This is a genomic window from Bacillus massiliigorillae (genome assembly GCF_000380245.2).
Classification (GTDB): domain Bacteria; phylum Bacillota; class Bacilli; order Bacillales; family DSM-1321; genus Bacillus_AD; species Bacillus_AD massiliigorillae.
The window spans coordinates 1,793,592-1,817,771 of the sequence record NZ_HG428741.1; the positions used below are offsets into that span (position 1 = coordinate 1,793,592).

Annotated in this window: 18 protein-coding genes and 3 pseudogenes; 17 read left to right on the forward strand and 4 right to left on the reverse strand. The window is 36.4% G+C overall.

The window, feature by feature from the left end; all coding sequences use genetic code 11:
- Positions 1-356 precede the first annotated feature (356 nt).
- From TX86_RS27200 to moaA, 4 genes and pseudogenes are all read left to right on the forward strand, one after another.
- Positions 357-443, forward strand: a pseudogene (locus TX86_RS27200) (Na-translocating system protein MpsC family protein); the annotation flags it as partial.
- On the forward strand, positions 418-675 hold the full coding sequence (locus tag TX86_RS08265) for a Na-translocating system protein MpsC family protein (RefSeq protein WP_230203593.1): 258 nt from the start codon (positions 418-420) through the stop codon (positions 673-675). The pseudogene TX86_RS27200 and the gene TX86_RS08265, both read left to right, overlap by 26 nt.
- A 20-nt stretch (positions 676-695) precedes the next feature.
- Complete coding sequence (gene fdhD, locus TX86_RS08270) at positions 696-1,514, forward strand: formate dehydrogenase accessory sulfurtransferase FdhD (RefSeq protein ID WP_042347933.1); 819 nt, start codon at positions 696-698, stop codon at positions 1,512-1,514.
- A complete protein-coding gene (gene moaA / locus TX86_RS08275) occupies positions 1,515-2,531 on the forward strand; it encodes a GTP 3',8-cyclase MoaA (RefSeq protein ID WP_042347935.1) in 1,017 nt (338 codons plus the stop codon). It begins immediately after the preceding gene.
- A 32-nt stretch (positions 2,532-2,563) separates the two neighbouring features.
- Here the strand turns inward: moaA and TX86_RS08280 are convergent, their stop codons facing one another.
- Positions 2,564-3,046, reverse strand: a complete 483-nt coding sequence (locus tag TX86_RS08280; protein ID WP_052343594.1) for an FUSC family protein — start codon at positions 3,044-3,046, stop codon at positions 2,564-2,566.
- Positions 3,047-3,315: 269 nt separating this feature from the next.
- On the opposite strand from TX86_RS08280, the gene TX86_RS08285 reads away from it, so the two are divergent.
- From TX86_RS08285 to TX86_RS08315, 8 genes and pseudogenes are all read left to right on the forward strand, one after another.
- On the forward strand, positions 3,316-4,299 hold the full coding sequence (locus tag TX86_RS08285; protein WP_042347938.1) for an XdhC family protein: 984 nt from the start codon (positions 3,316-3,318) through the stop codon (positions 4,297-4,299).
- A 7-nt stretch (positions 4,300-4,306) separates the two neighbouring features.
- Positions 4,307-4,933: a nucleotidyltransferase family protein gene (locus TX86_RS08290; protein WP_042347941.1), complete on the forward strand. Its 627-nt coding sequence runs from the start codon at positions 4,307-4,309 to the stop codon at positions 4,931-4,933.
- 118 nt (positions 4,934-5,051) lie between these two features.
- Positions 5,052-7,376: a xanthine dehydrogenase family protein molybdopterin-binding subunit gene (locus TX86_RS08295; RefSeq protein WP_042347944.1), complete on the forward strand. Its 2,325-nt coding sequence runs from the start codon at positions 5,052-5,054 to the stop codon at positions 7,374-7,376.
- Positions 7,376-8,227, forward strand: coding sequence for an FAD binding domain-containing protein (locus TX86_RS08300; protein ID WP_042347947.1), 852 nt, complete (start codon positions 7,376-7,378; stop codon positions 8,225-8,227). Before TX86_RS08295 ends, TX86_RS08300 begins: the two co-directional genes overlap by 1 nt.
- Positions 8,228-8,263: 36 nt before the next feature.
- Positions 8,264-8,725, forward strand: coding sequence for a (2Fe-2S)-binding protein (locus TX86_RS08305; RefSeq protein WP_042347949.1), 462 nt, complete (start codon positions 8,264-8,266; stop codon positions 8,723-8,725).
- 242 nt (positions 8,726-8,967) lie between these two features.
- A complete protein-coding gene (locus TX86_RS08310; RefSeq protein ID WP_042347952.1) occupies positions 8,968-10,173 on the forward strand; it encodes an MFS transporter in 1,206 nt (401 codons plus the stop codon).
- Between the two features lie 101 nt (positions 10,174-10,274).
- Positions 10,275-10,415 (forward strand): annotated as a pseudogene (locus TX86_RS26645) (MazG nucleotide pyrophosphohydrolase domain-containing protein); the annotation flags it as partial.
- Positions 10,416-10,541: 126 nt separating this feature from the next.
- Positions 10,542-11,296: pseudogene (locus TX86_RS08315) on the forward strand (class I SAM-dependent methyltransferase).
- 58 nt (positions 11,297-11,354) lie between these two features.
- Here TX86_RS08315 and TX86_RS08320 read toward each other — a convergent pair.
- Both TX86_RS08320 and TX86_RS08325 read right to left on the reverse strand, forming a co-directional pair.
- A complete protein-coding gene (locus tag TX86_RS08320; RefSeq protein ID WP_042347955.1) occupies positions 11,355-12,425 on the reverse strand; it encodes a hypothetical protein in 1,071 nt (356 codons plus the stop codon).
- A 457-nt stretch (positions 12,426-12,882) separates the two neighbouring features.
- Complete coding sequence (locus TX86_RS08325) at positions 12,883-13,329, reverse strand: hypothetical protein (RefSeq protein WP_042347958.1); 447 nt, start codon at positions 13,327-13,329, stop codon at positions 12,883-12,885.
- A gap of 161 nt (positions 13,330-13,490) precedes the next feature.
- Here TX86_RS08325 and TX86_RS08330 point away from each other — a divergent pair, with 161 nt between their 5' ends.
- The 5 genes from TX86_RS08330 (at position 13,491) to TX86_RS08350 (ending at position 21,445) form a co-directional block, all read left to right on the forward strand.
- Positions 13,491-14,375, forward strand: a complete 885-nt coding sequence (locus TX86_RS08330; RefSeq protein WP_042347960.1) for a YwqG family protein — start codon at positions 13,491-13,493, stop codon at positions 14,373-14,375.
- Positions 14,376-14,767: 392 nt separating this feature from the next.
- Positions 14,768-17,032, forward strand: a complete 2,265-nt coding sequence (locus tag TX86_RS08335; RefSeq protein ID WP_042347961.1) for a hypothetical protein — start codon at positions 14,768-14,770, stop codon at positions 17,030-17,032.
- 727 nt (positions 17,033-17,759) lie between these two features.
- On the forward strand, positions 17,760-19,250 hold the full coding sequence (locus TX86_RS08340; protein ID WP_439096848.1) for a spore germination protein: 1,491 nt from the start codon (positions 17,760-17,762) through the stop codon (positions 19,248-19,250).
- A gap of 18 nt (positions 19,251-19,268) precedes the next feature.
- On the forward strand, positions 19,269-20,363 hold the full coding sequence (locus TX86_RS08345) for a GerAB/ArcD/ProY family transporter (protein ID WP_042347962.1): 1,095 nt from the start codon (positions 19,269-19,271) through the stop codon (positions 20,361-20,363).
- Complete coding sequence (locus tag TX86_RS08350) at positions 20,360-21,445, forward strand: Ger(x)C family spore germination protein (protein WP_042347963.1); 1,086 nt, start codon at positions 20,360-20,362, stop codon at positions 21,443-21,445. The genes TX86_RS08345 and TX86_RS08350 overlap by 4 nt, the downstream gene beginning before the upstream one ends.
- A 676-nt stretch (positions 21,446-22,121) precedes the next feature.
- On the opposite strand, the gene TX86_RS08355 is transcribed toward TX86_RS08350, so the two are convergent.
- Positions 22,122-24,170, reverse strand: a complete 2,049-nt coding sequence (locus tag TX86_RS08355) for an alkaline phosphatase family protein (protein WP_052343595.1) — start codon at positions 24,168-24,170, stop codon at positions 22,122-22,124.
- Positions 24,171-24,180 lie beyond the last annotated feature (10 nt).

Genomic DNA, 24,180 nt, shown 5'->3' on the forward strand with positions numbered 1-24,180 from the left:
TCTTAACAGACCTTGCTAAAAACTCAATCTACTTTTAAATTTTAGTATCAATAGAATTCAAATATCAAAACCACTATGCAAATGGTTTCACCCCTAGTGTAAACCATGACATAGGAGTCATAATACATTAACTCCATTTATTTCAAAAACAATTATAGCCTTTTCCTTCAGAATGAACAATATTTATGCACTTTAATACTTTTGTTTTCTGGTAAGTTGCTATTTTCTTTTATTTTTTTATAAGTTGCTATATTATTAACAAACTATAAGGGGTGACCATGGAACGGTTGCATAAAAAGTTTTAATTACGATGGGGGAAAGATGATATGTCAAAAAAAGTACATGAATTTAACGACATGATTCGGAAATTACGAAAGGAGTTATTCGGCAAAGGACCCGAGCGTATTCATACCGTCTTTGTCGAGAACATGGCTGTTTCAACTTTATATGGGAACATTACACCAACGGAAAAATTCATTGCGAGTACACCTGAAGGACAAAAAAATGGTTCACGCTGCACGTACTAGTATGATTCAAGATTTATATGCTAAATCACCACCTGAAGGCATGGAAGAATTAATGGGCAGTAAATTGCTCCACTTATTTTCAGATATAAAAACGGAGGAAGACTTTGCTATTTCGGTTTTTGTTTTCGAGAAGAATATAAGTGATTAAAAGGGAAAAGGGGATGCCTTATGGATAGGGTCATAACAAGGGGAATTTTGCGTGTGGAAGGTCAGCAAATGAAAAAATTAGATGATCTAGTTGTCTCAGAGTATGCTGTTACAGTGAAGATTAATCAGCAAGAATTTGTGACAATGGTTTGCACACCAGAGTATGTAGAAGATATGGTGATTGGGTATTTAGCTTCGGAGCGGGTAATACGCAGTTTCGAGGATATTGATGACATTTGGCACCAAGAAAAAGAAGGCTTTGTTCATATTAAAACTAAGCATGTAAATCCTTACTATCAACAAACACAAAACAAACGTTACATAACGTCTTGCTGTGGGATGAGTCGACAAAGTTTTGTTTTCGCGAATGATGCATTAATAGCAAAAACAATGGAAAATATTCATGTGCAAATTACTACCGAAGATTGCTTTCGTTTAATGAACGCTATGCAGGATTCTGCTGAGGTATTTAAACAAACTGGTGGGGTACATAATGCAGCGCTATGTGATATAAATGGAATGATCCTAAATCGCATGGATATAGGACGTCATAATGCATTAGATAAAATTTACGGTTATTGTCTACGTAATAATATTAACATTCAGGACAAAATCATCGTTTTTAGTGGACGGATTTCATCGGAGATTTTATTAAAAGTGTCCAAAATCGGCTGTTCAATCGTATTATCTAAATCGGCACCAACTGAATTAGCATTACAATTGGCGGACCAACTTGGTATTACAACGGTAGGCTTTATTCGACAACATACATTGAATATTTATACACATCCAGAAAGAATTTTATTACCATCAAGTAAAATGCCGATAGGAGGAGCTTAAATGACGACTCTACAAGACCAATTACAGAGACCATTAAGGGATTTAAGGATATCAGTGACAGATCGCTGCAATTTTCGTTGTAGCTATTGCATGCCTGCAGAAATATTTGGTCCAGATTACGCATTTCTACCCTCTGATAAAATATTGAATTTTGATGAGATTGAAAGATTAGTAAAAGTTTTCGTTTCATTGGGTGTCAAAAAAGTACGCATTACGGGTGGTGAGCCTTTACTACGTCATAATCTGCCCGAATTAATTGAACGTATTCATCGCATAGTTGGTGTAGAAGATATTGCTTTAACAACGAATGGAACTTTATTAAAAAAATTTGCACTTAAACTAGCGAAAGCGGGCTTATCACGAGTCTCAGTCAGTCTAGATTCACTTAATGACGAGCGTTTTTTCGAGATGAATGGACATCGAGGTAAGGTTTTAACGGTTTTAGAGGGAATTGAAAAAGCCGTTGAAGCAGGGTTACAAGTAAAAATTAATATGGTTGTCCAAAAAGGAAAGAATGACCAAGATATTGTGTCGATGGCACAATTTTTTAAAGAAAAACAGCACATTTTACGCTTCATTGAATATATGGATGTTGGGAATTCAAATGGCTGGCGGTTAAATGATGTTGTGCCAAAACAAGAAATCATTGAATCAGTCCATCAACTTTCTCCTCTACAACAAATTGTCCCTAATTACAAAGGAGAAGTAGCAACACGTTATCAATATCAAGATGATCAAGGAGAGATTGGTGTGATATCTTCTGTAACTGATTCTTTCTGCTCAACTTGCTCACGTGTTCGCCTTTCTGCTGAAGGAAAACTATACACTTGCTTATTTGCAACAGATGGCATCGATTTAAGAGAGTTATTAAGGGCAGAAAAGGATGATACAGCCATCATCCAGCGTATTTCAGATATTTGGGAAAGTAGAAATGATCGCTATTCCGATGAACGAAATGAACAGACGATGACTAAAAGAAAAAAATTCAAAATTGAAATGTCTCATATTGGTGGTTGAAAAGTGACGAATATCTGAAAATTAACTAAATACTATTGTTTTTGCTTTAATTTAAAAGGAAACCAAATGAATTGAAGAAAAACGGCAATCATTACGCCAATAAGAGTATCTTTCATACGATCTAAAGCATAATGTTCTGTTTGTTTCTCGAATACAAATACTAATAAGATAGTTATTACAACCTGATGCAAAGTGCCTTGGTCTAATTTTAACCATTTTGAAATATAGCCTCCTAAAAGTATCAACAACCCTAAATTCCATCCGTTTATATTTAAGTGGCTGGCAATTATAACAATTATAGGAATACCTATAACTGTACCAATTATACGCTGAATCCCTATCGAAATGGTTTTATCCATCGTTGCCTGAATACATATAATGACAGACAAAGGAGCCAAGTAAGGATGTTCAGAACCGAAGAGTCGTGATAATTCCCATGATAAAGCGGAACCTATTGATATTTTCCAAATTAGGCTAGACATTGTTTCATTCTGAGATAGTATATTTTTAATCATAGTTAACCTCGCTTCTTTTTTATTGTTCTTCTCATGAATGGAATTATGTATGTAATTATCGAAGAAGTTACAATAACTAATTGAAATTAAGTTAGATTAAATTTCACCTAGTAGATGAATAAAAAGTGTTTGTATTAATGGAAGTCAACGAGCAATCGTTGGCTTTTTTCTATGAACTAAAAGATTGTTAAAAAAATTATCAATTCTAGGAAGTGGTCGACCATGAATATAAATAAGTAAAGGACTTCTGTTTAAAATGGGGTGTTGGCATGGAGGATATTTACCGAATATTAGATGTGATTGAAGATCCGAAGAAAAAAGTATTAGCCACCATTATTCATGTTGAAGGCTCGGCCTATAAAAAAGAAGGTTCTTCGATGCTATTTTTTGAAGATGAGAAACAAATAGGCATGTTAAGTGCTGGCTGCTTAGAAATAGATTTGGCAATTCAAGCGCAGGAGGTTTTGCAAAAACAAATGGTCATTTCTCTACAGTATGATATGAGCGAGGAAACCGACTTAGCATGGGGTCAAGGGGCTGGCTGTAATGGAAAGATTAATATTTTGCTTGAGCCAGTCACTGAACAACTTCATGAAGATTTGATTTTAGTAAAGAAATTGTTAGCTTCCAATAAAACTGTATCAGTGTTGAAAAAATATGAAAGTGGTGAATATTTGTTTATTCCCATGGATGGTGAACCATTCGGACGTTGGTCAGGACAAATTCCTGACATAGATTATAGTATGAAAAGCGGAGTAATGGGAGCTCATCCGATTTTCCAACATACCTATCAGCCGAAACCACGTTTAATCGTATTTGGTGCAGGACCTGATGCTATACCGCTTGTTTCTCTTGCAGCTGAAACAGGATTTTCTGTATCAGTTTATGATTGGCGTGAAGAGCTCTGTCAGAAAAAGAATTTTCCAGTAGCAAATCAGCTTTTTGTCGGTTCCCCAGCGGATTATATGAAAAACATTTCGTTTTCTTACAATGATTTTGTTTTAATTATGACACATCATTTTCAACATGATCAAAAGATTCTCTTGTCATTAATTAATAAAAGGATTTGTTACTTAGGAGTATTAGGACCAAAAGAAAGAACAAAACGGCTTCTAATGCAAGAAACCATTCCAAATTGGATACATTCTCCAGTGGGCAAGTCGATAGGAGCAAAAGGTCCTGTCGAAATTGCTATTAGCGTGGTCGCTGAAATGATTGAAGTGTGGAGAAAAAGCCTGCTTGTGAAAGAGTGATGTAATTATGGATCAAAACGGACTAGTGAACGGACTAGTGGGTATTTACCTTGCAGCAGGAAAAAGTAGCAGAATGGGCAGAGCTAAGCTTAATTTACCAGTTGGTAATCAATATTTGGGAAGTATGGCTTTCCATGCGGCACTGGAATCAAAACTTAGTACCATTATCGTTGTTACTCGAAAGGGAGAGTCACTTCAGTGGTTGACTCCTTTTTTAAATAAAAAAGGTTGGATTTGTTTGGAATGTTCGCAAGTAGATCGAGGCCAAAGTGCTTCTCTTAAAGCAGGTGTAAGGCTGGCAGAGGAAATCGGTGCAGCAGGTGTGGTTGTTTTGCTTGCAGATCAGCCCTTTGTGACAAGCGGAATGATTAATCGACTAGTTGATGATTTTCAATCATCGCACAATGTATCTTATATTTCTTATTCTAACAATGGAATTTTAAAGCCACCTGCCCTATTTACGAGACGTCTATTTCACATGTTAATGAAATTAACTGGTGATCAAGGAGCGCGAGCTATTATACGCGGAGAAATGAGGGAACAAGGAAAACAAATTGAGATTGCAGATGATCTTCCTTTTTTGGATATCGATACAGAGGAAGAATACCATTTTCTTTTAAAGAAGCTTCAATGAAGTAAAATCTACATTTTAGTAATTAACCTTTAAAACTGTTTATGAACATAAGGAATATCCGCGAGTATTGGAATAGATCTTCAAATCCTAATAAATAACTATGAAAAAATAAGGAGGGATGGTTTTGGAGGTGATTGGTAAAAGTGTCATTCGTAAAGAGGCACAGGATAAAGTGACAGGAAGAGCGAGATACACTCACGATTATCACTCGGTCACGATGCTCTCAGGAAAAGTGGTCATAAGCCCTTATGGACATGCTAAAATTGTTAAAATCGACACAGCTGAGGCGAAGAAAATGCCTGGGGTTAGAGCGATTCTCACTGGAGGACAGTTTCCGCTAATCGGTGAGGACATTCGTGACAGACCGCCGCTCGCTGTTGATAAGGTACGCTACCATGGAGAAGCCGTTGCCCTTGTTGTTGCTGATACACCAGGCCAAGCAGCAAAAGCTGCTGACAGGATAATGGTCGATTATGAATTGCTACCGGTAGTTAATTCTCCGACACAAGCTTTTCAAAAGGACGCACCATTAGTGCATGAACGCTTAAATGAATATAAAAAAAAAGAAGATGCCTATCCGGTCCCAGGAACAAATATTGCCACACATATAAAAATCCGTAAAGGCAACATGGAAAATGGCTGGGCTGAAAGTGAAATGACAGTAGAAGCAGACTTTTCATTCGCTCCATCTGACCATGTCGCAATGGAGACTAGATGTTCCATTGCTGAGATTTCGCCTGATAGAAACATAAAAATCATAACATCATCACAAGCGCCGTTTATGGTCAAACAGTTAATCGCGAGTTATTTTAATGAGGATATTGGTAAAATTATTGTTGAAACGCCTCTAGTTGGTGGTGCGTTTGGAGGAAAGGCATCTGTGCAGCTCGAAATACTCGCCTATTTAGGTTCGAAAGCAGTGGGTGGGTTGCCAGTAAAAATATTAAATACTAGAGAAGAAGATATTCTAATGTCTCCTTGCCATATTGGCTTGGATGCAAAAATAAAATTTGGTGCTGACAACTTTGGGAAAATCAAAGCAGCTGAGATTCGCTATTTATGGGATGGCGGGGCATATTCGGATAAAGCTATTGATTTGACGAGAGCTGGTGCAGTTGACTGCACTGGTCCCTACAATATTGAAAATGTATGGTGTGATTCGTACTGTATGTACACGAATCATCCTTATTCTGCACCATATCGCGGTTTTAGTCATTCAGAACTTTCATTTGCTATCGAAAGAACCATGGATTTACTAGCACAAAAATTACAGATTGATCCCCTTAAGCTGCGCTATCGAAATGCTATTAAGCCAGGAAATACAACGCCAACGAGGGTGCTTTTGAATAAAAGTAATGTTGGTAACTTGCAAAAGTGTATTGTGAGATTAAGAGAATTAATTAGTTGGGACGAGGGACAAATCAAGAAGATTAATGACCGTTTTGTAAGGGTGAAAGGAATTAGCTGTAGCTGGAAAACGTCAACGATTGATCCTAATGCCACCTCAGGTGTGATTTTAACTTTTAATCTGGATGGAAGTATAAATTTAATGTCAGGTGTCATTGAAATTGGAACAGGGACAAAAACCATCCTTGCCCAGATTCTTGCGGAAAGGCTGCAAATAGATGTGGACAAAATTCATGTCAGGATGGAGATTGATACGCAAACAACACCTGAACATTGGAAGACTGTTGCAAGTAGAGGAGTCTACATGGCGGGTAGAGCCCTACTAGAAGCTGCAGACGATATCATCAATCAACTAAAAGAAATTGCCTCAACAGTACTAAGGGTGCCAAAAGAAGATCTTGAAGTGGCCCATAGTCGGGTTTTTTTGCGTGACAACCCCTTCACAGGTCTTCATTTTAAAGATATATGCTATGGATATCAATATCCGAATGGTAACTCAATTGGTGGCCAAATCATCGGCAAAGGAAATTTCATTTTACGACATTTGACTCATTTGGATCCTGAGACAGGAGCTGGGAGGCCTGGACCAGAATGGACGGTTGCCGCGTACGGGGTTGAAGTGGAATTTGATCGACGAGATTATACGTATCGATTAGTCAAGGCGGCTACGGTTGTTGATATTGGTACTGTATTAAATCAAAAAGCCGCGTTGGGACAAGTGATGGGTGCAATGAGTATGGGATTAGCGTTTGCCGGACGAGAAACATTTTATTTCGATGAGTTCGGTCGGGTTTTGAATCCTCAACTCCGTACTTATCGACCTCTTCATTATGGTGAAAATCCTGAGTATCTTGTTGATTTTGTTCTTACTCCTGACCTTCAAGCACCATACGGGGCACGTGGGGTGGGAGAGCACGGATTGCTTGGAATGCCAGGTGCACTAGGGAATGCACTGTCTGTTGCTGCTGATGTATCGCTTCATCATTTACCTCTAATTCCAGAATTAATATGGAAAACAAAGGAGGGTAAAAGGTAATGCTTGCTTTTGATTTTGATTATTTTAAGCCAGCTACATTGAAAGAAGCGGTGAATCTTTATCAAGCTATGGATATGAATGGGAAAAAGCCGATGTTTATTTCGGGTGGGACGGAATTAATCACCCTTGGAAGAATCAATCTTGCTTTTACTGAAGCAGTTATTGATTTGAAAGACATTGCCGAAAGTAAAGTCATGCAGTTTGATGGGGATTTTGTTGTTTTAGGAAGCACTTTAAGTCTTACAAAAATTGAAGAAGCAAATCGTTTTCCATTATTAACAGAAACGGCGAGAGGCGTGGCCGATCACACTTCCCGCGGGAAAATTACGCTTGGTGGCAATATATGTGCGCAAATTTTTTACAGAGAGACTGTACTACCATTTTTATTAGCAGAAAGCCAAGTGGTTATTGCCGGTCCTAAAGGTATAAAAGTGGTACCGATAAATGATATTTTTCAAGAAACGCTTCAACTAAAAAATAGCGAGTTCCTCGTTCAATTAGTAACGAATAAGAGATATATTGATGCCCCTTTTGTCAGCATAAAACACCGCCAGCAATGGGACACTGGTTATCCGTTAATCACGATTGCAGCTTTAAAAATAGGTGAAGAAGTGCGTGTTGCTTTGAGCGGTCTATGTCCATTTCCATTCAGATCCAAGAAAATGGAGGCTTCTTTAAATAATCAGGAATGGCCAATTGAAGATAGGATTGATGGTGCTTTAGCAGCATTACCAAGTCCAATCTTAAATGATGTGGAAGGGTCTTCTGAATATAGGCTGTTTGTGTTGCGGAATTTATTACATGATGTCTTAGAGCGTTTGATGCCACAAGAGTTTGACACTTTTTATTAGACTAGCGAACTCGTTTGAAGAAAGGGTGCCATAAGCATGAAATCCCATACGATTGTTTTAAATATAAATGGTGATATTCGCACAGTGATAGTCAGGTCGGCAGATACACTTCTATATGTAATAAGAGGAAAGCTTGGTTTAACAGGGGCAAAACCGGGTTGTTTAAACGGTGACTGTGGGGCATGTACGGTGAATGTTGATGGCTGGCCAATGAAATCGTGTTTGATGCTTGCAGTCGAAGCCGTTGAAAAAAATATTACGACCATTGAGGGGTTGAAGAACACAGATATTCAGCAGGCGTTTGTTAAAAACTTCGCGTTTCAGTGTGGTTACTGTACTCCTGGTTTTATTATGAATTGTCATTCGCTTATCGAGCAGCATCCAAATGCTGATGATAAAACAATTAAAGAATGGCTTGGTTCGAATATTTGCCGCTGTACAGGGTACGCCGAAATCGAAACAGCAGTTAAATCCGTACTAAAAAACAATGAGCAATGATTGATATCCAGAAGTAAATCTCAGGATGAGCGTATCGGTCTTCATGTTAAATTACAAATATAAATAAACTAGGTGTTTTAATCTAATAAAATTCATATATACAAATACGGTGATAAAATAATGTGATAATTCTAAATCCCCCAGATTATCCGAAATATGAAAGGAGGAAATTATTAATTGAATAGTCCAATTTAATATCTCCATGATAAATCAAATTCTATTGAAATATTGGGGGATATATAATGAAATTGAATAGAGATTTTTCTTTATTACTATGGGGTCAGTCACTTGCTAATATAGGTGATGTATTATATATAGTCAGTATTATAAGTACTATTTTTGTTTTAACAGGTTCTGCAACTGCATCAGCTTTCGTTCCCTTTACAATTGCTTCTTCAATGTTTATTTCTAGCCTAATTACACCTCTTTTGATTGGAAAAGTAAATTTAAAATGGTTAATGGCTTGGTCTCAAATTGGAAAAACAATTTTACTTGTTATTCTAGGTTTTTTGTTAATTGGCATTACAGTATCTAACTATTATCTAATCTTTTTTATTTTAGGGTTAATTGCCTTTCTTGATGGCTGTGCAAATCCAATAAGACAGGCATTGATTCCGTACTATGTTAAGCCAAAATATTTAATAAAAGCTAATGGAATTGCTGAAACTGTTACACAAATTATTCAATCTGTAATGTGGTTCGTAGGTAGTTTGTTTTTAATTATTTTAAGTTCGCAACAACTCATTTGGTTTGTTGGATGTTTGTTTGTTGTATCAAGTATGTTGTTATGTCTTTTAGAAAATGTAAGTCATCAAATGACTGAGCCTAAGGGCAAGCTAGAACAGATCAAAGAAGGGTGGAAAACTTTATCTAACACTCCCGTATTGAGAAGGATTGCTTGTATAGAATTTTTCGATACCATTGCAGGAACGGTATGGATTGCAGCTGTTTTACTTGTTTTTGTCAGCGATGCTTTAAACGTTGATGAAAAATGGTGGGGATTTATCAATGGCACTTTCTTTTTGGGTTTGATTTTAGGAAGCATCTATTGTATAAAATATTCTTCTTTTATTGAAAAGAAATTAAGTACCTTTATTTTTAATGGCTCAATTGTTAGCAGTCTAGTTTCAATATTGTTTAGTTTGAATAGTATTCCTATTGTGGCTTTATTTTTGTCTCTTTGTATAGGATTTTTTGGACAAATAAAAAACATTCCACAACAAACAATTATACAAACTAGTGTAACAAAAGAACACTTGGCAACTGTTTATATCTCATTAGGTACTATTGGAACGGGTATTTTTGGTGTTGGTTCTCTTGTTATGGGACTATTAGCAGATTTGTTAGGAATTAGAATTGTATTCGCTATTTCAGGGCTAATGCTTGCAATTGTAAGTACAATTATTTATAAAAATAAGCAATTGTTTGTTAGAAATGTTACAGAATAATAAATATAGAAAGGAAGGGCTTTGTAACCACAAAGTCCCTCTTATTATGACTAGATCATTACAAATTATTTAAACTTTTTTAAACTAAAAGGGATCATGATATGAACGTTAACGAATTTCAGCGATGGTTTAAAGACTATTATGAAGAGAGAGGATGGTCGAAACTAGATATTTTCATTCATATAGGATTCTTAGCAGAGGAAACTGGAGAAGTTGCTCGCGCAATAAGAGAGCTGAACATGGCTGTCTGTGTAGGTTAGCTCAATAAGAAATATGCTAAAATAGCTTAAAAGAGTAGGTGATTTTATGAAATATAACTATTTGGTTCCTATTTCTGTACATAATATAGTGAGGAAGAAGGTATTACTGTGAAAACAACAGGAAATTTCAACGACAAAGCCGATATATATGCGAAATATCGGCCTAGTTACCCTAATGAATATATTGATTATTTGTTTACAGCTAACCAACTGAAAGAGGATCGGATTGTGGCCGATATTGGTTCAGGTACGGGGATATTTAGCCACCAGCTGCTTGAAAGAGGTTTAAATGTTATTGGAGTCGAGCCAAATGATGAAATGAGAAAGGTGGCTGAGCAATCGTTAAAACTATATTCTCGTTTTAAATCAATAAAAGCAACTGCTGAAAATACCACTTTGAAAGGGAATAGTGTGGATTTAGTAACTGTTGCCCAGGCATTTCATTGGTTTGATAAAAAAATATTCAAAATCGAATGTCAACGGATTTTGAAACAACAGGCAAATGTTGCTCTTGTATGGAATAGCAGAGATTTAACTAGTCCGATTATTAAAGAGAATGCAGAAATTTGCCAAAAGACCTGTTCAAATTTCAATGGATTTAGCGGTGGAATAGAGGAAACTCCAGAAGTATTCAACAGCTTTTTTAAGGATGGAAAGTATGAATTTAAAAAGTATCAAAGTGATTTACTTTTTAATTATGATGCTTTTTTGGGAAGGAATTTATCAGCGTCCTATGCTCCGAAAAAAATGATGAAGAGTATAAAAGGTTTGTTTTTCTCCTGTCAGAGTTATTCGAAAAATACAGTAAGAATGGAAAAATTGTTCTACAAAACATAACGCGAAGCTATCTAGGCAATGTCTAAGCAGCCGAACATAAAGATGCTGTAATTAAAGTCTCCATTTGAATTTTAGATTATCTGACTAAAGATAAATACTCCTTGCGCTCTCATTGAAAAAATCTGTTATATTTTTGTACTTCGTTATGTCTATACGATTTTGCCGTATAATCTTCTGAATAAAGATGGCATCGGTAAAGATCGTATTGATGATCTTTTCGCACCATAAAGGAGTATTGCTGAAGTAATCCACTAGCTCATTCAGTTCATCAAAGTTAAAGTAAAGGATATACGTGACATAATTCTGTAGCAACATTCTGAAGCAGTGATCCCGATAAGGGCCTGAACGCTCAATAGTGAAACACTCCGCCATTACTTTAAAAACCTCTGATTTATTTTCTAGGTACTTATGTAACAAAAGATCAACATTATTGATAAGCTGTAATAGACCCTCCAAACCCTCCTCCAGGGGCATGGTCAGCTTGGATTTACCCTCGATTGTCCTTAACAGCTCCTTCGTTAAATTCTTGCACATATCGATTTCATCGGAGGATATACCTATCTGATTCATATAATTGCCGAAATGGTCTCGGTAGTAATCATGATATTTAGAAAGATAGTGTTCCACTCTAATCCCTGTTCTAGTATGAACTAAGTCTTGCCCACGGAATGAAAAGGAGTGGAGGGTTTCCTCGTTAACAGGATGCGTATAGAGATAGAAAAAGAAGAAAAAATCTCTAAGCTCCGCTTGTTGTTTTTCATTTAATGCGGTGACACTAGGCAGTTGGGATAACTGAAAAAAAGAATAACCCTTCATGAAATCATTCATAACATTGTACGGATTGATCTTAATAATTGAGGTTGTCGCATTAATCGTAAACAACAGGTAGTAAAAGATTAACTCATCGTATACATTTAACTGTGTAAAGTTCTTCGAAAGTACGGGATTCCAGTCAGGCTTTGCCGTGTAATTGGGGTCCCTCGGCTGTAATTCAGAGATCCATGCGCTGAATGTTTCGTTCTCGTAGCCATTCAAGAATAGTTCTGAACTTTCATCTTCACATAATACATACTTAAAGTTGTCCGTTTGAACGGTTGTTAATTTTCTATTGAATTTTATATTTAAATAGTCATCATACAGCGACTGAAGCTTCATCGGTCTGTTCCCTCAATTCATTGGTGGTGTAGTTTAAAGCAATAATAAAGAGCACGCTATTAAAATTATACATCAGTTAAGAGAAGAGTTTCTTATCATAACATAGCATAAAATATATTTCCTGCTTCGTTTTGAAAGAGATTCATTTCCACTCTCATAACTGAATCGAGTAATGGTCCCCATAAGTTTCGTATCTAAAGCGTTAGGGGCTGATGTAAGTTGAGATCAAACGAATCAAACAGTGTCAATAAAAAGTAAGGTGGACTCTCAGGGAGATGTATGGAATCAGAACCTTAATTTAGATCTTTTCCGCTTAAGATCGCTGTCAGCACATCTACGATTTGCTGATGATCAGCTTCTTCATGCCACTGATTCAGTTGTTCAATAAGCGTTTGTTTCATTTCACCCTTCACATAATCATTAGGAATAATGATCGTTCTTCAGTAAGATCATGGTCTTACATTAAGTACAACCATGTAATACCACCGCCCGTAATACTCAATACAGAACCGCTAGCAATGACCCACTTATGCTTAGTATCTAATTTCAGTGCCCCAAGAAACCGAGGCAGAGGCCATTTAAATGCTGTGAGAGAGAAGACTCCCTGAATAAACCCTAACAGCAACATCTTCTTGGCTTGAAATAAATCTAGTCGTGAGAATGCGAGTGTGCCCGCAGTTCGAATACTCGCATATGTAATGAGCATGAATATAATCAAGGTCAACAATGTGAAAAGAATGGTCAGTACAAATTTAATCGTGTCCATCGAAAACCAATTGTTTTTGGAATTGGAATGTGGCAGTCCGATTAGGGAAAAAACAAGGCCTATAACAACACTCCCCCCCGTAAATACACAAAGAATGGTATTCACAGCAATTCCTGCTATGAGAAGCAAAAAAGTCATGGATTCCTCCCGTTTATTCAATGATTAAGATGTTACTGCTAGGAAATATGAACATCATTAAATAGATGATATCATTACATTTCCATATGTTACAATTATGTAGTATTAAATATTGCAAATCTATAATCTCGTCGTATTTTTATATATGGAAGGTGAATCGATTGCTAAGTGGTAACAATCAAAATAAGCTCGAGCAAATTGTTTGCGAGCATCAACTCGAACATATTATGGATTACTTAAATGAGTCTGTACGTCAAGGTATTCGCTTGTCCAAGAAAGAGATCGAAACATACAAAGAAATATGCCTATCCCGTATAGGAGGCGATCCAGATCTCCCTGCTAGTGTGGAGTGGCCGGTGGATTTAGAGGGAACTTCCATGACGTTCCTGGCCCAGCTGCGTTTAAGTGAATTGACACATCATGATGTAGCAGCACTGCTACCCGTAAAAGGCATATTGTACTTTTTCGTAGGAGTTGATGAACCTGCCTATGGAATCGAGCACAAGGTGATATATCTATCAGAAGACAAGCTTCAGGAAGCTAAACGTTACCCTTCTCCTGAAGTGACGGCCATTGAGGGTGAGTTTACCGGATATCGATTGAGCGGCAGATCAACGATGGAAATTCCCAATTATGGTTATGTAGATTACGATATAGTGGAAGACGATGAGCATGATTATGATCAGTATGAAGAGCTATGCTTCGAGTTGAATGAAGGGGACTCAAGTAATCTGGCAGTAATGTTCGGTTATCCATCTACCCAGCATGGTGATTGTGAATACGAAGCAGCTCTTCATCTGTTGACAGGCAAAAAGTATGACTATTCAATGGATTCAGCGTTAAAGCAAATTACGGATCATTTCAAAGGTGATTCTGATAGAGCGAAGCAGGAAGTGCAAGATACTCTAGTGTTGCTCGCACTAGACTCCGATCAGGATGTGGGATTCTGCTGGTGGGACGCTGGGGAATTGCAGTTCTATATTCGAAAGGAAGATCTGCTTGCAGGCAACTTTGCAAACACCTATTGCTCCCTGTATTCAAGTTAAGCCAATTATTGTACTATAGTTATATACAAAAGCCACTGATTTTAGGACCAGTGGCCTTTTTTAATTCTTTCAATTTTTAGTATAATTTATTAGATTGCAAGAGTGAGAAGTGCACATCTTTTACAATTTAGAACATTACAGAAAAGACTTTGCTAAATTCAAAGATATAAATGAACATTGGTACAATTGAATCTAGTTAATTCTAAACTATGTAGGTTGGAGGCGGATAACTAAAGAAGAAAACACGACAGGATAGGATGCAATTGAAGGAACAGTAATGAAGAAAGAGAACAGAGACTAAAGTGATACCTACCATCGGATAAACATGGTCAATACATAACACATTACATTGAAAGTGTGGAACTAATATGATGTAAAGGGAGAGGAACAGGATGAAAAAAAAGCGAGCGATACCTCTCGGCAATTTGGTGTTTTTGATTCCGGTAATATTTTTGAGTTTTTACATGTGGAAAGATTACATGAGATATATTGATGTCTCAACACCATCCTTGGAGAGCGCTTATATGCTTGATGAGGGGAAAAAGTTGATTGGCTTTTCAAACGATGACCGATTTCGTGAACAATATGATGTTTATCTTTTTGATACTGATACGGAAACTATAATTAATAAGAATACTGTACATACCAACTTCCAAGCCGGACTGGGGCCAGCGACTTATCAGCAGGATGGAATCATCGTCCCAACCTACGACGATTCACATGGGCTGCAATTAAATTACTTCCACTCAACAGGAAAGTTTGAAGAGTTGGCTCAGGGAACGATAGAAATTCCATCCGCATGGAGTTCAAAGGTTAATTCCTGGCGTGGCAGACTCATTGTAGCTTGGGAATCGCCACATGCATTTTTTGTAGCGCAGGTGAAAGATGGAAAGCTAGATAAAGTGAATTTAGCCGAAGAAGGTCTACTTCCTGCCAGACCTGTTCGGATAGATGAAGTGCATGGGAGTTTTGAGAACGACCAGGCAGTTCCAGTATTTTCGGTGAGTTTAAAGGACAATAGAACTGCATTTGTTAGCGGGATACTAGACAAAAATGGCGATTTATCTGTGCTGCTTCAAAATAAGGATGAAGGGACTTTTGCAGCACAGGATCGGGCTGGCGCTCACTTCTCCAATGTCTTCGGTTTCAATAACGCCAAGTTGGTACGCGAAAATGGGAACTACCCTGAAGAAGCATCATTTTATGACGCGAATGAGAAGCATTGGGGAACTGCGCTTCCTACACCAAAGCCAGTTTATCAAGCCCGTGTATTCTTTTTGAATGACGAAGAAGTTCTGATCGCCGGATCTACTGCAGAAGATGAATTAAAAGGAACTGTAATTGGATATGTGTTCAATGAGAAATCCGGTAAATTTCAAGATGCCACTGTTCTTTTGGAGCAGCTGCCTTACGAGAATCTAAAAAATAGCGAGACTGAATTCCATAAGCAATTGGGTAGTAACGTCCTTTACTATCGCGGTGGAGACCTTGCGTCAGGCTATATCAATATGGAAAACCAAGAGGCTAAGGTACTTTCGAGCGAGCAAATCGAAGGATGGATGCTCAAAGAAGAAGAAAACAAAGTCTCAATTCAAAGTTTCTTGAATTATGTAAAACAAGGCGGAGCGATCGTTATTAACTGGGGGGCTTGGGTCTTCATTGTCCTAGTCTTATTCTTTGGCTTCGCATTTGCCCCTCGTATGTTGGCGAAATCAAGTATGAAAAAAATGAGAGATGGTCAGCATGTTCAGGGCAGAATTATTAATATGGAAGAAACGGGTTTATATGTGAATGAACGTCCGCAGGTCCGGTTTATCGTTCAGTTTGAGGATGAAGGTCAAATGAAAGAGGTTGAAATCAAGCAGGTCATCTCCTATCTGAACCCTATTCACATTGGCGATTTGGTAATGATCAGTTATAACCGAAAAAAACACAAGGCTGTGTTCATCACAGAAGAGGATCTTAAACATGCGGCCCAGGAGTCTACACCGGTACATATTAAAGATGCAATCCTCACCCGTATCGAAAGTTATGGAAATGTAAACCGGGGACAAGCCCTTCAACTTCGCTTCACAGCCGAAGGACGCGATTATACAATACCTGTCGTTCAATCTTTCGGATTTGAATATCGTACTGGTGAACGAGCGAACCTTATTCTGATTCAGGGGATGGCAAGAATCTTCAGTTACGGCAATGTAAGTACAGTTAAGGCATCGGACCAACTCTCCCTGCAGGGTGAAGTAATCCATGTGCAGAAAATGCCAATCATTATTGAAAATAAGCAGCTGATGATTATGGAAGTCATGATTACTAGCGGGTCGGATAGAATCCGTAAAGTCAATAGTATCTTTGCGCCAGAAAACCAGTCTGTGAATGTAGGTACAGTCCTTCCAGTCACTATGGAAATAGCCGATTTACAGAAAGAAACTCGATTACTTCAAGGTAAGAAGGGCGCGGCTAAAGTGCTCTCCGTTCATTTTGACGGTACTCGAGGGGAGCGGCCATTAGCCAATATTACCGTTGAAAAAGACGGCATTACCTACCACATTAATCAGACTATTGAACCCGTATATGGTGTAGTTGTTGGAGATGAGTTGTGGATTGCTTACGATGAAAGTACGAAAGAAGCTTTGATTATTAATTATTCTATAAGATAACTTGAAAACTAGAGCTAAAATAGAGTCAAATAAGCCCGTCATTTCGTGACTAGTGACACAAAAATCCCTACTGTCTCGTTAAATTCATATTAAAATCTGGTTGGTGAAATTAAAAAACAAGAAAATCTATAAAGTGTCATAGAGTTTAAAGTGTCCGTTTTGGCTAAATAAATTTAAACTTTATTAACGCTTTAATCTTCAATTAATAGGGTAAATGTAACTCTAAAATAAAGCTTGATAAAATATAACAAAGTTTGACCATTTATAAAAAATGTTTGATAAAGTTCGAATTAGCTTTTAAGTTAATACGACTTCTTATTGCACAAACGGGTTTAGTGGAATAAAGGTTTTAGGAAAATATCTAAGAAAACACAAAATTGAATAAGATGCTTCATTAATTTGAGGCATCTTATTCGGAAATTAAAAATTATTGAAAGCCGAGAATGAGTTTTTTATTATTTTGATTTACTTACCTAAATATTGTGAAACGATGTACCTAAACTATCGAGTGCAATAGCAGAAGCTGTCATTTAGACGGCTTTTTCTTATGCAGCTTACAGGCAACAATCCTTCCATTGAGGACTCTTTTTTGTATTTGTTACGAACAAATTACGATTTCATATCCTTTCGCATAATAAGTAAGAAAGAGATTCATACTAACTTTCAATATGTGATAAAGGAGGGAGTTGGATTGTTTAAAAAAAGAAAAAAGATAGAAAACACACAAGTGCAAGAACAGGAAGAAGAGGTTGATAAGCCAATTACTGATGAAGATGAGCTATTTATCATATTTTCTAGTTCGGATGATTTTATCAACTATAAATCTTATCATCGAAAAAATATATATTGGATTTCTTACTATAGAGATTTGATAGATGGTAAAGTGCTTCACGAAAGCATACTTCCTTATCTACTTGAGGCTGAATATTCTCTGGAAAGCTTTAAAGCGAAAATACCCATAGATTCGACGATTATTACAAGTGATTCGAAGGAAATTGAATCCAAGGTTATGACAGGTCATGTTGCAATCCGACTAGACAATGATTTGCATACATGTCTATTGATTAATGCTGCCGCCCAACAAGGTAGACAAGTTGGTACGCCAGAAGTAGAGTTTGGAGTCATAGGTGCTCAAGAAGCTTTTGTTGAAGATATTACAGTCAATATTAATTTAGTGAGAAAAAGGCTACCTACTTCAAAATTAAAAACAAAAGAATTAGATATAGGAACATTATCTAAAACTAAAATTTCAATTATGTATATAGAGGACATTGTAGACACAAAGCGAGTTTCTGAACTAATTCACAGAATTAATGATATCGAGTTTGATCAAATTTTGGATAGTTCCTACCTTGGCCAAATGCTCTATGATAATTCATATACGATTTTTCCATTATTTTTAAATACTGAACGGCCTGACAGAGTAGCAGCTTCCTTAGCCGAAGGAAAAGTTACAATTTTCGTCGATCGTTCCCCCTCAATTCTTATTACTCCTACTACAGCAATTGAGTATTTTCAAGCAATAGAAGATTATGAGATGCCTTGGTTACAAGCTTCAGCTTTTCGCCTTTTACGTATGTTCGCTATCCTTTTTTCAATTTTTGCAACACCTGCTTATGTAGCGGTACTTACTTTTCATTATGAATTGATGCCTAAAGATTTGTTAGAAACCGTTGTTGCTTCCAGAACAATGATTCCTTTCTCACCAATCATAGAAGCATTTTTTTTAGAGATTTCAATTGAATTATTGAGAGAGGCGGCAGCGAGACTACCTACAAAAATTGGACAGACGATAGGTATTGTAGGTGGGATTGTTATTGGGCAAGCATCAGTAGCTGCAGGATTAACTAGTAATATTTTATTAATTATAGTTGCATTATCAGCACTTGCTTCATTTGTTCCACCTGTTTATAAGATGGGTAATGCTATCAGATTGCTACGATTTCCTTTTTTAATAGGAGCACAGTTATGGGGAGGATTAGGTATTATGGTGATTGCAATATTTGTATTAACACATCTCATTAAATTGCAATCCGTGAATTCCCCTTATTTGGAGCCTATTTATCCAACTCGTATACAAGATTTTAAAGATAGCTTTATTAGATTACCTTATTCTCTTTTTAAGAAAAGGCCGGAAAATCTAAGAACCAGAGACAATTTAAGACATCAGACTAAGCTTAAAAAAACAAAAAAGAGTACAAATGATTTTTATGAGTAATAAGAGGAGGGCTTCGGAATGAAACAAGGTGAAGTAAATGAAAAGTACCAAGTATCTTCTTTCTATGTCCTTTTTTTAATACATTCCGTTCAAATTGGAATAAGCATCTTAAATTTCCAAGCACCATTAGCTAAGGCAGCCGGTACTAGTGGTTGGCTTTCCTTGATTATAGCAGGGTTTAGTATAAACCTCATCATTTGGGTTATTTATAAAATATTTAGTTTGGTGCCGGGAGATATTGTCACTGTTAATCGTTATGTCTTTGGTAAATGGATAGGAAATATACTTAATCTTATATTGGTTTTACATTTCTTAGGATTGAGTTTAATCACTATTTCAAGTTATACAGATATAGTTCATGTATGGATGTTTCAAGAAGTACCGTCTTGGTGTATTGCTTTCGCATTATTACTCTTGTCGTACTATATTATTTCGGGAGGATTTCGCACCGTTAACGGGATTGCTTTCTTTAGTATTACACTATCCTATTGGCTGCTTTTTCTTGCAATATATGTCTTTAAATATGCTGATCTTAGCCAGCTTCATCCAATAGTTGATCATAGTTTATTAGAGATTGCCAAAGAAAGTAAGCAACAGGTTTTCACCATGATGGGTTTCGAAACATTAATTGTGTTTTATCCATTTATAAAGAATGCGAAATCATCTCAAAAGTATGCTCAAATAGGCGTCCTTTGTACCACTGTATTATTAATATTTGTATACATGGTTACTCTTTCTTTTTATTCGCTACAACAGCTTTTACTTCATATTTGGCCTACTTTATCGTTAGCAGCTATCGTTGAATTTTCTTTTCTTCAAAGATTTGAAATCATCATTGTATCTTGGTGGGTTTTTGTAATCATACCTAATTTAGTTCTTACGCTTTGGTCAGCAAGTCGCATTGTGAAACGAGCAGCAAACATTCAACAAAAATACCCTTTATTAGTAATGATGGCTTTGCTGTTTTTCATTTTAATCATTTTTAATTACTACGATATTACATCTCATATCGTAAAATGGATAACACCTGTTGGGAGTATCATTATTTATTTTTATTTACCCATCCTTCTAGTAATTATATGGATTAAACATAAGGTGAGGAAAAAAACATGAAACAAATCGTCTTATCAGTGTGTTTTCTACTATTACTCACTGGTTGTGCAGATCCAAGAGTAATTGATGATGTAAATATGGCCCAAGCTGTTGGTTATGACAAAATAGGTAAAGAAAAGATTGAAGGGATTTTTATCATTCCAGTCTTTAAACCTGAAACAAAAGGCGAGAGCCTTGTATTAAGAGCTGAATCCAAATTATCAGGTGATTTACTAGGTCACGCTTCTAAAAAATCTGCTTTTCCAGTAGTAGTAGGGCAATTAAGGATTTTATTAATTAGTGAAGAAATAGCGAAGGAATTTGGAGTCAGAGATATAATAGATTATAGTTATCGAGACCCGACTGTTGGGGACAGAGTATTGGTAGCTATAGTTAAAGGAAAGGTGAATGATCTTATTATGACTAAATCACCGCAATCCAATCTTAATATCGGTATCTATATAACTAATATGATAGTGCAAAATTATGTGAATTATAATGGCATACCAACTAATCTGCATTTTTATATGAAGGACTCTTTCCAGGATAACGGTGATGCTTTTTTACCATATGTAAAGAAAGAGAAAGACGAAATTACCGTTTCTGGAGTTGCAGTCTTACATAAGAATAAGATGGTAGGACGTGTTTCAACAAATCGAATGTTTATTTTGAAAACATTAAAAGAAAAACACAAACACGGTATCTTTCAATTTACAACTAATCATTCTAAAAATAGAGATGCAGTAATAGAAAATATAACAGGAGCGGCTAAATATACTTTTAAGAAAGAGAAGAATTCCTATAGTATGCTTGTAAAGCTGAATGTTAAAGGAGAAATTAAAAAAATGTCGCAGAGCGAAGGCATAATGACTAAAGAGATGTTAAAACACTTAAACAAAGACATGGAGAGAGAAGTGAATAAACAAGCATACGATATATTGATAAATTTTCAAAAGCAAGGTCTTGATCCATTAAAATTAAAAAATAAATTTTTGGCGAAGCAAACCCATATACGGGATGAAGAATGGAACAACATCTATCCGAAAATGAAGATTAAAGTAGAATCAGAAGCGAAAATTATTCATATGGGTGTTTCTAGATAGACGATGTTTTTTTGCGCAAGATAGTAATTATTCTACAATTGATAATGGTAAAAGAAAGAGAAGAGAAGGTACAACACCTCTAACTTTTGCTACAAAAAACTATGATAATTATTTAAATGATATTTTTAGCGCTATTTTTAAAATAAATCTGGATTATAATGCAAGAATAAATCTTATTATTAAATAATACGCTTGGTTGCTGTTAGTGTTTTATGCAGAAGTACAAAAGTTGATTACTAATAACCGAAAATCAAATATAGTTTGTTATGAACTCAATGATTTTGATCGAATAATTCCTAATGTTTAGTTAGAATTCGTTAATGATGATAAAACATATAGATTATATTTTGACACAAAGCTCTCTATAAAAATGCGGTAGGGACTTTTGTGTCAAAACAGTAGGGAGATTTCTTGACGAGTGACACAAATGTATATATGTATATACAGATAAAATCCAAATATAATAGTATTTCAATCAAAAAGTATACACTTTTGTGTCTAAGAATTTTGACACGAAAGTGTATACTTTTTCGATAAATGACACAAAAGTGTATACAATCATATCGATCTCTGTTTTATCTTCAATTAAATATAATCGTTCAATAAATTACTAATTAAAAGTGTTAGTTCATTAATCTATATACACTTAAAGAAACAGCATCTGTTTACTTATCTTTTAATTTTTCCCTTTAAATAGTCCTGTCGGAATTTTCGCATTCCAATTATCTGGGATATCTAGACGCAGTGCATGAGCAATGACAGCAGCAGTATCCATATTTCTCACATCGGACAATACGGTTCCGGGAGTAATTGTTTTTCCATTAGCAACCCAGAAGATCGTCTGTTCTTCAAGGGTGGCACCACCATGATTAGAACCTTTCCCGCCATGATCCGTTGTAACTATGATTAGAGTATCTTCCAGAAGTCCTTCTTCTTTTATCGTTTGGACGATTTGCCCAACGTGCTGATCAGCTTTCTGTAATGCCTCATGCCAATTCGAGCTACCATAGCCATTATTGTGACCGGCACCATCAACTTCATCTAAATGAACAAAAATATTACGACTGTTTTTACCTTCTTCTTTGATATAGTCCAACGTTTTTTGAATCGTAATATTATCGTTAGCACCATTTACTTTATATGCACCAGAAGAATCTTCAATAATTCCTTTATTAATCGGTGACCATGTAGTAAAGGAAGCTTGATTAAGCATAGGACGCTCTTGTTTCAACAATTTCATATAAGATGGATAAGGATTTTTTTCAGGATAAGGATTACCTACGTTTTCGTTGTTCAGACCATGTTTTGAAGGTTCAACTCCATGGAACATAGAACCCCAATTTTGTCCACTAATCGTTGGCATCATAGCTTTGGCTTCATATGTTCCAGCTCCTTGACTCATTAATTTCTGTATATTTATAGCGTTTGCTTGCGGATCTTTTACTCCATTCCCAGCTCCATCGATTCCGATAAATACTACTCGCTTGTAAAGAAAATCTTTCTTATAAGGAGCTAGCTTACCCTCCATTATTTTCACATCGGAGCGATCAACCTTTTTATCATTGTTAATATCTGCTTTTTGGGCTTGTTCCCAACGTTTATCACCTTCACGACTGTTTGTGTATTTCCGGATGATTTTTAAATCATCTTCCGTTAACAACCCATCTCCTGACACATCCAAGGAGTTCGATACATGCACCTTAGCTTTCGCTATTTTACCGCCATCAACGCTTTTGACTGTGATTGTTGCATTCCCGGGCTTCCCAGCTACAATAGTTGGACGCTCATTAATTATTTCTATCTTTGCTACTGTGTCATTACTGGAAAACCATTCAACCTCTTTCACTGTCGCATCTATTGGAGAGATGGTCGCTGATAAAGGGAGAGGCGCACCGCTTTTCAGATTGAGCTCAGTCTGATCCAACGTGATGGATTCTACTGGAGTTGGTGGTAAAGAAGGAGCTCTATCGTAAATAGCGCGAACTTCTGTTTCGGTCAAGCTATTTCGATAAATCTGTAATTCATCAAGCTGTGCAGTTAATGTAGAACCGTATTTTCCTGTACCATCTTGACCAAGTTTAGTTGTATAACCAGAGTCAATCGTTCCTTTCATGTTCGAGATATCCACTGTTTTAATCAGGTTTCCGTCTTTATAAAAGCTTACCCCTCCGTTTTTTCGGTCATGTGAAACGACGATATGATGCCAATAATTATCAGATACACTTGATATGCGGTAATCTACTCGGTCACTCTGAGAAGTTTTGTAATTCCAGATAAGATCACCGGAACTGTTCATGGCCAAAATCCACCCAGTATTGCTTCCAGAATTCCAGTTCTTATTTGAAATGATGGAAGGATCACCCTTGATTCCTTCTGATTTAATCCAGAATGCAACAGTAAAGTCGGTACTTTCACCGAAACGAAACTCGTCCCTATTACCGAGGTCCACATATTGTCCTTGAGAAGCAAATTTGATAGCTTGTCCAATCCTACCCTTAACAAATTCAGGATTACCAAAGATTGAAGCGTTTATGGCGCTAGTCGAGCTATCACTCGTATTGTTGTCGAATTTTAAGTCGAGCACACTTCCTTCATTAGCAAATGCAACAGAAGACGTACTTTGGGATAAGACGTTATATGGAATATCTGTAGTAGTTGTAGCAAACGACATTGCTACGGTTAATGTTGTACCGACTATCACTTTTTTAAAAATACTAGTTTTCATAAAATACCAT